The 14,196-nt window shown below is 64.7% G+C and carries 12 protein-coding genes; 4 read left to right on the forward strand and 8 right to left on the reverse strand.

Annotated elements, in window-relative coordinates:
- The first annotated feature begins 284 nt into the window (after positions 1-284).
- Positions 285-1,277, forward strand: a complete 993-nt coding sequence (locus I0D00_RS18545; RefSeq protein WP_213641284.1) for an outer membrane protein assembly factor BamD — start codon at positions 285-287, stop codon at positions 1,275-1,277.
- A gap of 69 nt (positions 1,278-1,346) precedes the next feature.
- On the opposite strand, the gene I0D00_RS18550 is transcribed toward I0D00_RS18545, so the two are convergent.
- Positions 1,347-2,978 carry an NAD+ synthase gene (locus I0D00_RS18550; RefSeq protein ID WP_213641285.1) on the reverse strand — a complete coding sequence of 544 codons (1,632 nt, stop codon included), beginning with the start codon at positions 2,976-2,978 and terminating at the stop codon, positions 1,347-1,349.
- A 178-nt stretch (positions 2,979-3,156) separates the two neighbouring features.
- Between I0D00_RS18550 and I0D00_RS18555 the strand changes: the two genes are divergently transcribed.
- The 3 genes from I0D00_RS18555 to I0D00_RS18565 are packed head-to-tail and all read left to right on the forward strand — an operon-like array spanning position 3,157 to position 6,315.
- Complete coding sequence (locus I0D00_RS18555) at positions 3,157-3,393, forward strand: PP0621 family protein (RefSeq protein WP_213641286.1); 237 nt, start codon at positions 3,157-3,159, stop codon at positions 3,391-3,393.
- Positions 3,383-4,975 (forward strand): two-component system sensor histidine kinase NtrB, encoded by a 1,593-nt coding sequence (locus I0D00_RS18560; RefSeq protein WP_338050438.1) that lies wholly within the window; start codon positions 3,383-3,385, stop codon positions 4,973-4,975. The genes I0D00_RS18555 and I0D00_RS18560 overlap by 11 nt, the downstream gene beginning before the upstream one ends.
- Positions 4,976-4,977: 2 nt before the next feature.
- Positions 4,978-6,315 carry a sigma-54-dependent transcriptional regulator gene (locus tag I0D00_RS18565; RefSeq protein ID WP_213641288.1) on the forward strand — a complete coding sequence of 446 codons (1,338 nt, stop codon included), beginning with the start codon at positions 4,978-4,980 and terminating at the stop codon, positions 6,313-6,315.
- Positions 6,316-6,368: 53 nt separating this feature from the next.
- Here the strand turns inward: I0D00_RS18565 and thiO are convergent, their stop codons facing one another.
- Genes thiO through I0D00_RS18600 form a run of 7 tightly spaced genes read right to left on the reverse strand, consistent with a single transcriptional unit; the run spans position 6,369 to position 13,879 of the window.
- Positions 6,369-7,460 (reverse strand): glycine oxidase ThiO, encoded by a 1,092-nt coding sequence (thiO, locus tag I0D00_RS18570; RefSeq protein ID WP_213641289.1) that lies wholly within the window; start codon positions 7,458-7,460, stop codon positions 6,369-6,371.
- 57 nt (positions 7,461-7,517) lie between these two features.
- Positions 7,518-7,934, reverse strand: coding sequence for a type IV pilin protein (locus I0D00_RS18575; protein ID WP_213641290.1), 417 nt, complete (start codon positions 7,932-7,934; stop codon positions 7,518-7,520).
- Entirely contained in the window at positions 7,931-11,389 is a 3,459-nt protein-coding gene (locus tag I0D00_RS18580; RefSeq protein WP_213641291.1) for a pilus assembly protein, read from the reverse strand. Before I0D00_RS18580 ends, I0D00_RS18575 begins: the two co-directional genes overlap by 4 nt.
- A 16-nt stretch (positions 11,390-11,405) precedes the next feature.
- Positions 11,406-11,924, reverse strand: coding sequence for a pilus assembly PilX family protein (locus I0D00_RS18585; RefSeq protein WP_213641292.1), 519 nt, complete (start codon positions 11,922-11,924; stop codon positions 11,406-11,408).
- A gap of 11 nt (positions 11,925-11,935) precedes the next feature.
- Entirely contained in the window at positions 11,936-12,967 is a 1,032-nt protein-coding gene (locus tag I0D00_RS18590; RefSeq protein WP_274611298.1) for a PilW family protein, read from the reverse strand.
- Between the two features lie 10 nt (positions 12,968-12,977).
- Complete coding sequence (gene pilV, locus I0D00_RS18595) at positions 12,978-13,415, reverse strand: type IV pilus modification protein PilV (RefSeq protein ID WP_213641294.1); 438 nt, start codon at positions 13,413-13,415, stop codon at positions 12,978-12,980.
- Positions 13,415-13,879: a GspH/FimT family pseudopilin gene (locus tag I0D00_RS18600; RefSeq protein WP_213641827.1), complete on the reverse strand. Its 465-nt coding sequence runs from the start codon at positions 13,877-13,879 to the stop codon at positions 13,415-13,417. The genes pilV and I0D00_RS18600 overlap by 1 nt, the downstream gene beginning before the upstream one ends.
- Positions 13,880-14,196: the final 317 nt, after the last annotated feature.

Consider the following 14,196-nt stretch of genomic DNA (forward strand, 5'->3'; position numbering starts at 1 on the left):
CCTGGCTTAATTTGCCGCGCAACCCGAAGGGCCGGGGCTCGCTTTACGCAGGCCGGCGTTACTCGTCGTTCATTTGGAACAACCAAACTTCTCTCCTCGTGCCTTGCCCTGCGTAAAGCGAGCCGCCGGCGCGGCCACAATGAAACGTCAACCGACCCGACTTTTGGTTTCGGCTACACGCTTGTGGTTAAATACGGCGTCTTTGCCCCAGGGGTACCGGGGGCGCTCATCATAACAGGACGGCTTTGCGCAAGACAGCCGCCGTCACAGGGACGCAAGCCGCCATGCACGTGAGACACCTGCTGCTGATCGCCATCCTCGCCCTTACCGCCGCCTGTTCCTCCAACGAGGTGGTGGACGAAAACCTGAGCGAGACGGAGCTGTACCAGCAGGCCCAGACCGACCTGGACAGCCGCAGCTACACCAGCGCCGTCAGCAAGCTCAAGGCCCTGGAGTCGCGCTATCCCTTCGGCCGCTATGCCGAACAGGCGCAGCTGGAACTGATCTACGCCTACTACAAGAACGTCGAGCCGGAAGCGGCGCGCTCGGCCGCCGAGCGCTTCATCCGCCTGCACCCGCAGCACCCCAACGTCGACTACGCCTACTACCTCAAGGGCCTGGCCGCCTTCGACCAGGACCGTGGCCTGCTGGCGCGCTTCCTGCCGCTGGACATGACCAAGCGCGACCCGGGCGCCGCCCGTGACTCCTACAACGAGTTCGCCCAGCTCACCAGCCGCTACCCGACCAGCCGCTACGCGCCGGACGCCAAGCAGCGCATGATCTACCTGCGCAACCTGCTGGCCGCCTACGAGATCCACGTCGCCCACTACTACCTGACCCGCCAGGCCTATGTCGCCGCTGCCAACCGCGGCCGCTACGTGGTGGAGAACTTCCAGGAGACCCCGGCGGTCGGCGATGGCCTGGCGGTGATGACCGAGGCCTACCAGCGCCTGACCCTGGACGAGCTGGCGGCCACCAGCCTGGAGACCCTCAAGCTCAACTACCCGGACCACCCGAGCCTGGTCGACGGCCAGTTCGTGCCGCGCGAGGAAGAGCTCGACAGCCGCTCCTGGCTGGCCAAGGCCACCCTCGGCCTGATCGAGAGCGACACCCCGCTGCCGCCGGGCGAGACCCGCGCCAGCCAGGACGTGATCCGCCAGTACGAAGACGCCGAAGAGCAGATCCCCGACGAGCTCAAGTCGCCACAGCAGGAGGCGACCGAGACGCAGAAGGGGCGCTCCTGGTTCAGCTACCTGACGTTCGGCCTGTTCGACTGACGGTGCCGAGCCGCAATGAAAAAGGGAGGCCTCTGGCCTCCCTTTTTCATGGGTGCTGTTCGCGCCCCCTCAGTCGCCGATGCGCCAGCCCGAGGTGATCGGATAACGGCGGTCGCGACCGAAACCGCGCTGGGTCACGCGCACCCCGACTGCGGCCTGGCGCCGCTTGTATTCGTTGAGGTCGACCAGGCGCAACACCCGACGCACCGTGTCCTCGTCGAAGCCCTCGGCGATGATGGCGTTGGCCGACAGGTCGTGCTCGATATACAGCTTGAGGATCTCGTCGAGCACCGGGTAAGGCGGCAGGGAATCCTCGTCCTTCTGGTCCGGCGCCAGCTCGGCCGATGGCGGCCGGTCGATGACCCGCTGCGGGATCACCGCCCCCAGGGTATTGCGGTACTCGCACAGGCGGAACACCAGGGTCTTGGGCACGTCCTTGAGCACGTCGAAACCGCCGGCCATGTCGCCATACAGGGTCGCGTAACCGACCGCCATCTCGCTCTTGTTGCCGGTGGTCAGTACCAGATAGCCCTTCTTGTTGGAGATGGCCATCAGCAGGGTGCCGCGGCAGCGGGCCTGCAGGTTTTCCTCGGTGGTGTCGCGCCCCAGGCCCTCGAACACCGGCGCCAGGGTCCCCATGAAGGACTCGACCATGGGCGCGATCGGCAGCACCCGATAGATGACGCCCAGCGCCTCGGCCTCGGCCTCGGCGTCCTCCAGGCTGATCTGCGCGGTGTAGCGGTACGGCATCATCACCGCCTCGACATGCTGGGCACCCAGGGCATCGACCGCCACCGCCAGGGTCAGGGCCGAGTCGATGCCGCCGGACAGCCCCAGCACCACGCCCTTGAAGCCGTTCTTGCGCACGTAGTCGCGCACCCCGACGACCAGGGCCTGGTACACGCTGGCCTCCAGCTCGGGCAGTGGCGCACGGGTGGCCGGTCGCGGGACGACGCCCTCGTCGCCGACCTGCAGGTCGACCGGGTACAGGCCCTCGTTGAACGCACCGACCCGCTGGCACACCTCGCCGCCGGCATCGACCACGCAACTGCCGCCATCGAATACCAGCTCGTCCTGACCGCCGACCTGGTTGACGTAGACGATCGGCATCGCCCCTTCGCGGGCCCGCTCGGCCAGCACTTCCTCGCGCTCGCGCTGCTTGTCCAGGTGGAAGGGCGAGGCGTTCAGGCTCAGCATCAGCTGGGCGCCCGCCGTCCGCGCCTGGGCCATGGGTTCGACGAACCAGATGTCCTCGCAGATGGTCAGCGCCACCGGCACGCCCTTGATGTCCACCACGCAGGGTTCGTTGCCCGGTTCGAAATAGCGCTTCTCGTCGAATACCCGGTAGTTGGGCAGCTTCTGCTTGTAGTAACTGGCCAGCAACTGGCCATCGGCGATCACCGCGCAGGCGTTGTAGCGCAGCTCATCCTCCAGCCAGGGGTAACCGACCACCAGATAGATGCCGCGCACCTGCTCCTGCAGACGCTGCAGCGCCTGCTCGATGCGCAGCTGCATGCTCGAACGCAGCAGCAGATCCTCCGGCGGGTAACCGCACAGCGCCAGTTCGGGGAAGACGATGACGTCCGCCTGCCACTGATCGCGGGCGCCGCAGGCCGCCTCGATTATCCGCTCGACGTTGCCGTGCACATCGCCGACGCGCAAGTTCAACTGGGCCATCACGACACGCAGGGTTTGGCTCATGGCCGTCTCCACACCAGAATATTCCCATCCGCGCCACCGCCTATCGACGGCACCGCTGCATGAGCGCCATTGTCCCGCATCGCCCCCTGTGGAAACAATGCGCAGCATCGGCTTTGCCGGCTGTGCGGCACCGGCGAGCTTGGCTAAACTGCCAGGCCTTACTGGAGAAGAGAGCGTTATGGGCCTGTTCCGCCTGTTGATCCTGATCGCCATCGTCGCCACCGCCTACTGGCTGTGGCGCCGCTTTATCCGCGCGCCCCGCCCGTCCGGCAGGACCGATGCGCAACCGGCCCCCATGGTGCGCTGCGCCCGCTGTGGCGTGCACGTGCCCCGGGACGACGCGCTCAACCAGGATGCCCGCTGGTACTGCAGTCAGGCCCACCTGGAACAAGGCCCGAAGTCCGGTGAGCGCTGAGGTCCTGTCCCTCGGCGGGGTCCAGGGCCGGCGCATTCTGCGGCTCTATCACCTGTACCGCCTGGCGATCGGCCTGGTGCTGGTCCTGCTGATCTCCAGCGACCTGGACAGCGAACTGCTGGACCTGGCCCACCCGGACCTGTTCCGCAACGGCAGCTGGTTCTACCTGATCCTCAACATCCTGGTGGCGGTGGTGGTGCAACGGCCCCGCAGCCTGATCCAGGTGTTCAGCCTGGCCCTGGTCGATGTGATCCTGCTGTCCGGCCTGTTCTATGCCGCGGGCGGCACTCCCAGCGGCATCGGCGCGCTGCTGATCGTCGCGGTGGCCATCGCCAATATCATGCTGCGTGGACGCATCGGCCTGCTGATCGCCGCCATCGCCGCCATCAGCCTGATCTACCTGACCTTCTACCTCAGCCTCAGCCGGCCGGCCGCCGCCGCCCAGTACGTGCAGGTCGGCGCCCTCGGCGCGCTGTGCTTCGCCGCAGCCCTGTTCGTCCAGGGCATCACCCGGCGCCTGCACGCCAGCGAGAGCCTGGCCGAGCAACGGGCCGCCGATGTCGCCAGCCTCGAGGCCCTCAACGCCCTGATCCTGCAACGCATGCGCACCGGCATCCTGGTGCTGGACGACCAACACCGCGTGCTCCTGGCCAACCAGGGCGCCCTGACCCTGCTCGGCCGCGAAGCCCTGGCCGGCAAGATCCTCGACCCGCACTGCCCGGAGCTGGTCAAGCGCCTGCAGCACTGGCTGGACAACCCGACCCTGCGCCCGGCCAATCTGCAGGCCCAGGCCGACGGCCCGGTGCTGCAGCCGAGCTTCATTCCCCTGCAACGCGGCGAGCAGCGCGAGACCCTGGTGTTTCTCGACGACATCTCCCAGGTCGCCCAGCAGGCGCAACAGCTCAAGCTCGCCTCCCTGGGCCGGCTGACCGCCGGCATCGCCCACGAGATCCGCAATCCGCTCGGCGCGATCAGCCACGCCGCGCAGCTGCTGCAGGAGTCGGAAGACCTGCAGGGCCCCGACCAGCGCCTGGCGCAGATCATCCAGGACCACTCGCGCAGGATGAACCTGGTGATCGAGAACGTCCTGCAGCTGTCGCGCCGGCGCCAGGCCGAGCCGCAGCTGCTCGACCTGAAGTACTGGCTGCACCGCTTCGCCAGCGAGTTCCGCGGTTCGGCCTCGCCCGACAAGACGCTGCACCTGGAGACCCAGGCCGGCACCATCCAGACCCGCATGGACCCGCACCAACTGACCCAGGTCCTGACCAACCTGGTGCAGAACGGCCTGCGCTACAGCGCCCGCCAGCACCGCCAGGGCCAGGTCTGGCTCAAGCTGTTCCGCGACCCGGACAGCGATCTGCCGGTACTCGAGGTACTCGACGACGGCCCGGGCGTGCCGGCCGAGCAACTGCATCACATCTTCGAGCCCTTCTTCACCACCGAGAACAAGGGCACCGGCCTGGGCCTGTATATTTCCCGCGAACTGTGCGAGAGCAACCAGGCCCGCCTCGACTACAAACCCCGCGAGGGCGGCGGTTGCTGCTTTCGCATCACCTTTGCCCACCCGCGCAAACTGAGCTGAACATGAACCGCCAGAGAGCCCTGATCGTCGACGACGAGCCCGATATCCGCGAACTCCTGGAGATCACCCTGGGGCGAATGAAGCTCGACACCCGCAGCGCGCGCAACGTCAAGGAGGCGCGCGAGTGGCTGGCCAAGGAGCCCTTCGACCTGTGCCTGACCGACATGCGCCTGCCCGACGGCAGCGGCCTGGACCTCGTGCAGCACATCCAGCAGCGCCACCCCCAGGTGCCCGTGGCGATGATCACCGCCTACGGCAGCCTGGACACCGCGATCAACGCGCTCAAGGCCGGCGCCTTCGACTTCCTGACCAAGCCGGTGGACCTGGGCCGCCTGCGCGAGCTGGTCGCCGCGGCCCTGCGCCTGCACACCACGGAGGGCGAAAGCACGCCGGTGGACAGCCGCCTGCTCGGCGACTCGCCGCCCATGCAGACGCTGCGCAAGCAGATCCTCAAGCTCGCCCGCAGCCAGGCCCCGGTGTACATCAGCGGCGAATCCGGCAGCGGCAAGGAGCTGGTCGCCCGCCTGATCCACGAGCAGGGGCCGCGCAGCGAACAGCCGTTCGTGCCGGTCAACTGCGGCGCCATTCCCTCGGAGCTGATGGAAAGCGAATTCTTCGGCCACAAGAAAGGCAGCTTCACCGGCGCCGTCGAGGACAAACAAGGGCTGTTCCAGGCCGCCAATGGCGGCACCCTGTTCCTCGACGAGGTCGCCGACCTGCCGCTGCCGATGCAGGTCAAGCTGCTGCGGGCGATCCAGGAGAAGGCCGTGCGCGCCGTCGGCGGCCAGCAGGAAGCGGTGGTCGATGTGCGCATCCTCTGCGCCACCCACAAGGACCTGGCCGCGGAAGTGGCCGCCGAACGCTTCCGCCAGGACCTGTACTATCGCCTCAACGTCATCGAACTGCGCGTGCCGCCGCTGCGCGAGCGTCGCGAAGACATCGCCCGCCTGGCCGAGGCCATGCTCAAGCGCCTCGCCGAAGGCACCGGCCTGAACGCCGCCCGGCTCGAGACCGAGGCCCTGGAGAAGCTCAAGAACTACCGCTTCCCCGGCAACGTGCGTGAACTGGAGAACATGCTCGAGCGCGCCTATACCCTGTGCGAGGACGACTGCATCAGGGCCGGCGACCTGCGCCTGGCCGACGCCAGCCCGGGCGGCGAGAATGGCGAGGCCAGCCTGGCGCAGATCGACAACCTGGAAGACCACCTGGAGGACATCGAGCGCAAGCTGATCATGCAGGCCCTGGAAGAGACCCGCTGGAACCGCACCGCCGCCGCCCAGCGCCTGGGCCTGACCTTCCGCTCGATGCGCTACCGGCTGAAGAAGCTGGGGATCGACTGACGCCGCTGCCCCGTTGAAGCACCGCGGCGGCAGTCGCGCGAGGCCTCAGCCCGTCAGTGCAAACGCCCTGCCGGCGCATAGGGGGCGGGGTCGATGATCGGCGTGCGATCCAGCAACAGGTCGGCCAACAGTCGACAGGATGCCGGGGCCAGCACCAGGCCGTTGCGATAATGGCCGCAGTTCAGCCACAGCCCCTCGTAGCCGGGCACCCGGCCGATAAAGGGCACCCCTTCCGGCGAGCCCGGACGCAACCCCGCCCAGTGCCCCACCAGCTCGGCCTCGGCCAGGGCCGGCAACAAGGCCTCGGCCGAGGCCCTGAGGCTGGCCAAGGCCGCCTCGGTCGGCGTCTTGTCGAAGCCGGCATGCTCCAGCGTACTGCCGATCAGGATATGGCCGTCGCGCCGTGGAATCGCATAGCGCCCCTTGGCCAGCACCATGCTCGGCAAAAAATCCTCGGCACATTTGTACAGGATCATCTGCCCCTTTACCGGCTCTACCGGCAGCTCGATGCCAAGGCCCTTGAGCAGCTCGCCACTCCAGGCGCCGGCCGCGACCACCACCCGGTCGGCCCGGATATCCCCGCCCGCAGTGCGCACACCACAGACCCGATCCGCCTCTCGAATAAAGCCCGTCACGGCGCAGCGCTCGTGCAAGGTGACGTTGGGCATCGCCAGCAAAGCCAAACGCAGGGCCTTGACCAAACGAGGATTGCGCACATTGGCTACATCCGGCATATGCAACGCCCGGGAGAACCCCGAGGCCAATGCAGGGACCGCGCGGCGCACCGTCTCGATCGGCACAGATAGCAGAGGCCGCTGCATGCGCGCCGCCCATGCCAGGGCCGCCGCCTCATCTTCCAGGTCCAGCCAGTAGAGCCCGGTGACATGGACCTCGGGATCGACTCCCGAGTCGTGCCGTAACTTCTCCCCCAGCCGCGGGTAATAGTCCTGCGACCAGTGCGCCAATGCCGTGACCGCCGCACTGTAACGCCAAGGGTAGAGGGGCGAGACGATGCCGCCCCCGGCCCAGGAAGACTCCCCCCCCGTCACGCTCTGGTCAACCAGGCACACTTCGGCTCCTGCTTCGGCCAGTAACCGCGCCGATAGCAGCCCGATAGCACCCGCCCCCACCACCAAGACTCGCATAGCTCCTCCAACAAACAGGCCGCAACAGCGGCCCGTTATACGACACCCCAGGGAGCCCTACCAGCACGCAGTCACTGTACGAGTGGCTCCCGCCAGGGTGCGCGCCCCCGCATGGGAAACCCTGAAGTCTCCGCAGGGGTCGTTGGCCATTCTGTTGACCCGCGTGGCCTGCAGCATGAAGTTGGTCGCGGTAGCGACCCCTTCGGCCGCGAGGGTGTAGTTGGGCGTGCCGGTGGCCGGCGCCTGGGCGGAGAACACCTGGGCCAAGTTGCCATCGGCGTCGAGATAGGAGCCATGGACCGAGTAGTAACGCTCCAGTGCCTGGGCGCCCTCCATCAGCGCGGTCTTGGCCTCCGCACGACGCGCCCGGTCCATGTACTCGGTGTAATTGGGGTAAGCGATGGCGGCCAAGATGCCGAGCACCGCAACCACTATCATCAACTCGATCAGGGTGAAGCCCTCGTCCCGTCTCATCGGATCTGGTTCCAGGACTGACGCCCTTCGAGGGTATCCAGCGTATTGGCCGCCGGAATACAGTCATCCACCCCGGTACCACGACACAGCCAGTACTTCTGGCCACCGAGCAGATCGAACGAGCCCGTCGGAATAGCGCCGCTCGAACCGAGCCCCGAGACCGGTAGCCTGTCACCGTTCTGATCGATCACGCTGTCGGCCTCATCGAACTTGCCGTCCCCGTTCATATCGAACAACACATACTGCAGACGACCGCCTGTCGCCAAGTCCACCACCATGGTCCAGCCCGAGCCCCCCGCCTGACAGGGGTCCGCCGACGGGATGGCCGTTTCGAACACCAGGCGATTGAGCAGAATACGTGGGGCGTAGATCACCCGCTCCCCCTCCGCGCCCTTGACCGGTGAGCGCAGGTCCAGATACCAGCCGCGCTTTGTCGCCCAGTCGATGCCATCGGCACTCGCCGTGCTATCCAACACCCGCACCTCGCGCCCGAACGCCGTCCCCTCGAAGCGAATCGAACGCCCATCCAGGGCAGAGCGTCCGCTGAAGGCAGTCGAAGCCCCTGCCGCCCCCAGCTTGTCCCAGATGCCGTAGAACGTCTGCCCGCCCTTGTCGCTCACATCGCCTGCCGTGTACATCCGCCCGGTTCCGAAGTAGACGATGACGCCACTCGTTGCACCATCGGGGTGGTAGGCGATCTCGGGCTTGACCGTAATCGGCTGCCGCTTGCCCGCGGCATCGGCGGCCACATACAGGGGCTGCGGCTGCCCTCCCGACTTGAGGCTGACCTGAAAGTCGCCGACCCCGCTGCCAGTGGACTTGAGGTTGAACTTCCACAGGTTGCCGCTGAGGTCGCCGGCATATACGTCCTTGACATAGATATTGCCGCCGTCATCCACCGCATAGACGAAAGAGGGGCTGGACAGCCCGCCGGTTGCGCTTCCCGCCCGCACCTTGTTGACGGCGCCGGTGGCCAGGTTGACGACAAACAACACCGAGTCGTCATTAGCGCTGCCGTGACCGTTGCCGAAGATCGCCGCCCAACTGCCGTCCTTCATCCGCCCGACCAGGGGCTCGCCGAAGTTGTAGCCCAGGTCGGCATCGTCCTTGATCTCCCAGAGCACCTTGCCGGCATCGAAGCCCGCCGCACTGGTGTCCGTCACGTCCAGGGCGAAGACACTCTTGCCTCCCGCCCCGAGACTGCCGAGCAACACCGTCTTCCATCCGCCACCGAGCACGGCGTCACGGATATGCAGCTTGCCGTCGACGAAGTAACGGTGCTTGTAGTTGCCGTCGGCCAACTCCTTGACCCCAGGCAGCACGCCATTGGGCATATAGGCGAAGAGTTCGTCGCCGCTGTCCGCACTGAAGGCATGCAGGAAGCCGTCGTTGGCCCCGACGAACAGGGTCGGCGTCCTAGCCGCCTTGGTCGCCAGGAACTGTGCATAGGTCTGCCCGCTGCTGGGGACCGGCACCCGGCCGTGAAAGCCCCAGTCCTGCTTGTTGGCTATCACCAGGGTGGAGTTGACGATATCGCCTAGCACCGTACTGCGCTTGCGATACTTGAGCCCTGCTGGAGCCTCATCGACACGGCTCCCCATCAGGTAGCGGAACAGCGCCTCGGAGTTGCCGAAGTGGGCTTTCATCGGCGTCGACAGACTGCCCCAGGACAGCACCACGCCACCGGCGCCATCATGGGAGTACAGGCGCCGCCCTAAGTAGCTCAGCCGACTGCCGGCCTCCCATACCTCCTTGAACACCATGCCGTTGCTGGTCTGCGTAGGGCGTTTGGCTAGCAGTTTTCCGGACCAGTCGGCACTGGAATACAGCGCTTCGTAGACCAAGGTATTGGCGTCCAGCCGCCTGGCCGTGGGCACCGCGGCGGTACTGGAGCCCGTGCGATTGGCCACCGAGGACAGGGTCTCGCTCAGGGCAGTGGCGAACTGCCTAGGGCTCTGTGCATTGAAGAAGCCGCCACGCCCGTTGACCCCGGCATGCAGCAGATCGTCGATCTTGGCAGCGTTGTTGCCGTCGGTACCGGGGTCGGGCCAGTCGACCAGCGTGCCATTCTTGGCCGCCTCGAATGCTGTCTGCGGGGCGATGGAGCCCGTGACGCCAAGCCCTACGCCGAAGGTCACCATATGCTGCCAGAAGGCCGGATCCGCCGGATCGATCGGCACTCGGTTGGCCAGGCCCGTATGCAGGTCACGGCTCCAGTAATACATGGCAACGTCAGCCAGGGTATTGGAGTGGCTATCACTGAACGGCGCCTTGGGCACATAGCTGTACGACTGGCCATCGGCGCCGGAGATGCTCGGACCGTTCTGGTTATCCACATTGCCCTGAGCCTGCTGCTCCGCGGCCGCTGCGCCATTCCAGTAGCCGTCGGTGGTCAGGATCGTATAGCTCTGCCGGCAGGCGTAGGCATCGCCCCCTGCCAGCCCCGGAGTCGAACTCCAGGGGCCTTGCTGATCCTGTCGCGAGTAGTATTGGCCGGCATCACCCAGGGCCCTGCGCAAAGGCGTGCCGCCACTCGCCTGAGCGGCAAATAGCCAATCGAAGAATGCCGTTCTCCCCGCCCCCTCGAAACGCCGGACGCCGCGCACTATCGAGTCGGTATTGGCGACGCCATCGACCGTATTGCCAGACTGGTTGATCGCGCCATAGCCCAGCCGAATATCGGCAGGCTGCTTGACGAACGCCTCACTGACCCCGGCCTTGGCCATCATCAGGCGAGTACGGTAGTAGGAGAACCAGTTGGCGAAATTCTGTTGCTCCGTCAAACCGACACTGCGCTCGACGTAGCAGACATCCTTGCGCGGATCACTGCTGCAACCAGCACCACCGACATAATCGAAATAGAAGGCGGCCACTCCGCCGGAGACCGCGCCGACGGCGAAGCCATTGAAGTAGCGGTATTTGCTGCAACTCCAGTTCGCACACTCCCGGCTATTCGGAGAATAGAAATCATCCATCATCGCCATGTAGTTAGTGCCCAGGTTGACAGAGGCAGTCCCCGCATAGCCATCCACCAATGCCGCACTGAACGTCGCATTGGGAAAGCGCGTGCCATCACTTTTTTCCGGAGGCAGGTAAGTAACCGATGGGTCGTAATAGGTTTTGTTCAAATGGCTGGAAGCCAGATAACGATGCCCGGCCTTCGGACAGAAGACGATGTCGCTCCCCGCGTAGCTGCCTTTCCCCGAACACTCGCTACCGTCGTAGTACCTGCCGCTACGCTCAAGGTAACTTGGCTTCAGCTCATCGGGCATGAAGCCATAGCGCATTGACCCGGAGTCATCCAGCAAAAACAAGATATTGGGCTCAACCTGGCCGCCCAGGCTCAAAGGCACTTGCGAAGGCGTGAAAGCCGCCTTGGCATCCTGTCCACCGCTGAGCATCAACAACCCGGCAAGCAGCGCGCAGGCAGAACCCAAATGTTTCGACGCACTCATCTCAGCATCCTTCTGATCAGTTCTGACCGCTAATAGCGATGGCGATGGTCGAACGAAGACGGACTTCGAGATCACCACTGCCATAACCGGCGGCCTCGACATTGAACAAATAGGTCCGGCTCAAACAGTCGAACGCCCGGTTTTCGGCGATCGAGCCATCGGTCTCGCAGACATATGACGTCGCCCCTCCCGAGTTGCCGTAGAAATTCATCACCTGACAGCCCGGCTGCCTTGGTTTGCCGATCAGGTCGGCCGGCGGAGACCACTGCGCCGCCGTCACCAGCGGACAATCCGTGGCCGCCTGAAACAGCAGAGTGGGATCGACGCTCGCCTCCACCTGCTGCCGGACATAGGCTTCGCCCACCCGCAGCGCTGCCTCGGCGGCCTGAAACGCCTGGTTGTAGTCGCGCGCGCCCCCTGCCATGCGCTCTTGCAGGGTACTGTTCGACATTGAGGAAACCCCGATGATCGTCAATATCAACAGCATCACCAGGCACACCAGCAACACGGCGCCCTCCTCCTTTCGCTTACTCATCCTTTGCCTCATTAGTCGATCCGGTTGCGCAGAGCCACCACGGTGCTGAATATTTGGCGCAGCCTGCCATCCGCAGCGACGGCCTGCCCATCGAACACGACGTCCTGCGCCTCGGCGCCCGGTGCGCGAATATCGCTGACCAGCAGCAGGTCGATCTTCACCGTACGAACATCCCCCCAGCGCTTGGAGGCCTCGACCTCGGCCGGGGTGAGATAGGACTGCACGCCGACGCTATTCGCACTCGCGACCCCGTAGCGAGTGCGCATGGACTCCACGCCAGCCACAACTTCCATGGTTTGTGCCGGAATAGTCGAAACATCCCGGGCAAAGAGGGCACGAGTCGGCTGCCCGCTGGCATCTTTGCGCCCCGTGTCGGCCACATAAAAGATCTTGCTGCTGAAACCCACGACGCGGGCCGGATCAGTGAAGGCGATATCGGAAAACTTGAAGCCACCACAGGCGGCGGCCTTGTCGTTGTTGCCTGCAGCGTGAGTCAGGGTAACTGCGCCATTGCCGGTAGAATTAGGCTTGTTGCTGACCCGGATGATCACTGCCTTTTCCAGGTCCATGACCATCACCGCGCGATTCTGCGCCATGCTAGGACAGTAACGGGTGACCTTTATATTGGCGTTGCTCGCCGGCTTGAGAATCTCTCCGGCCGTTAGAAATGCGCCACAATTATCGTTGACGAACAACGACAACTGGTCCGTGCCGACAGCCCCCAACGCCCCCCCGGCCGTAACCCGCTGCGCCCAGACGGGGCGGTTCATGGCGCTCCATTCGCTCGTGGCACCATTGCTGGCGACGACGCAGATGCTCTCCTCCGGGAGGCGCACGCCCATGCCGACACCCGCCGGCCTGATCTCGGCAGCCAAATACTGCAGTGCGAAGCGACCATTCTCCTGAATGTGACCGCTCGCGTTCTGCATCAGGAAGGTGTTCCTGTTGCTAAGAAACACCTGGAGAACCGCACCGCTGATCAACAGCCCAATGACCATGGCCACCATCAGCTCGATCAGGCTCAAGCCTCGTTGAGTCCGCATATCTTCTCCGTCAGATCCGAGTGACAAAGGAAAAGCGCTGAGCGGCACTGCCACCTACGCGTTCCTCGCTCCATTGCACGATGACGGTGAACTGATCGCCGTTTTGCATGACACCGCCATCTCCGTTCGGCAATTGCGACGCAAGATTGGCGCGCCACTCCGCGAGATCGCGCTGAAAGGGAAGGCACGTTTCCTCTTTCGGTTTGCACGGCAGAGCAGCCCCGACTGCCAGGTTATAGAAGCCGGCCAGCGCATCTCCTCGCGCAGCACGCATGCGATCGCCCATCTCGTAGGCCAGAAAAGTCGCGTGGGAGCGTACGGCAGCGGTCTGGTTGGACTTCATCGAATTGAGCTGCAGCGCAGCCAAACCCAATAGCCCAACCGAGAAGATCAGAATCGACACCAGTACCTCGATCAGCGAGACGCCACGCTGGGATTGCCGATCCATCAGCAGCCCCCCTTTCTGATGGACGCCGCCCCGGACAGTTCGATGACCACCGTACGGTTGAACGTGGCGCAGTTGAGGGCAGCATCCTTGACCACCAAGTCGAAAGTGACCGCAGCTGCACTGATCAGCTGGCCCTGGGAATCGAACAGGAGAGTCTGCACACCCGCTGGATTGACGTTAAACGAGGTCAGCGCCGGGAACAGACGAAGCTCGAGATCGTCACTGTTTCTGAGCACCTGCCAACTGCCGTCGGCAGCCAGTGGCCCCTGCAACTTGGTGGTTTGGGCTCGCTGCACCGCTTCTCTGCGGGCATAGGCAAACATGCTGGCGAACGAGTTGATTTCGGTCGCCGCCCGATTGTTGCGCAGCAACTCGGAAAGATTGGGCGCGGCCAAGCCGAGCAGCACCGCAAGCACGGCAAGCGTGACCATCAGCTCGATCAGCGTAAAGCCTTTCTGCGACATCGCATCCACTCCATAGATGTCATCAAATAGCGCGCACGGGCCGGACTCTCCCTTCCCTGCCAACGCCCATCCATGGACAAACGGTCGAAAATTCCAGATCAACGGTTCTCGCGCACCCCCGGATCATACCCGAGTGGTACGGTCGTTTTAAATTGCCATCACAGATAACTGCGACCTCAGCCCACATTTGAGTGTGAGCGGCCGCACAGACGAGGTGTTTGATCTAGAGGGACGGAACCAAGAAGCCCCGTCAAACACTTGGCTTGACGGGGCTAAGGACAGGGGGAATGTCAGCCGGATAGCTTGATCACTCGCCT

Source organism: Pseudomonas lalucatii (genome assembly GCF_018398425.1).
GTDB lineage: Bacteria > Pseudomonadota > Gammaproteobacteria > Pseudomonadales > Pseudomonadaceae > Aquipseudomonas > Aquipseudomonas lalucatii.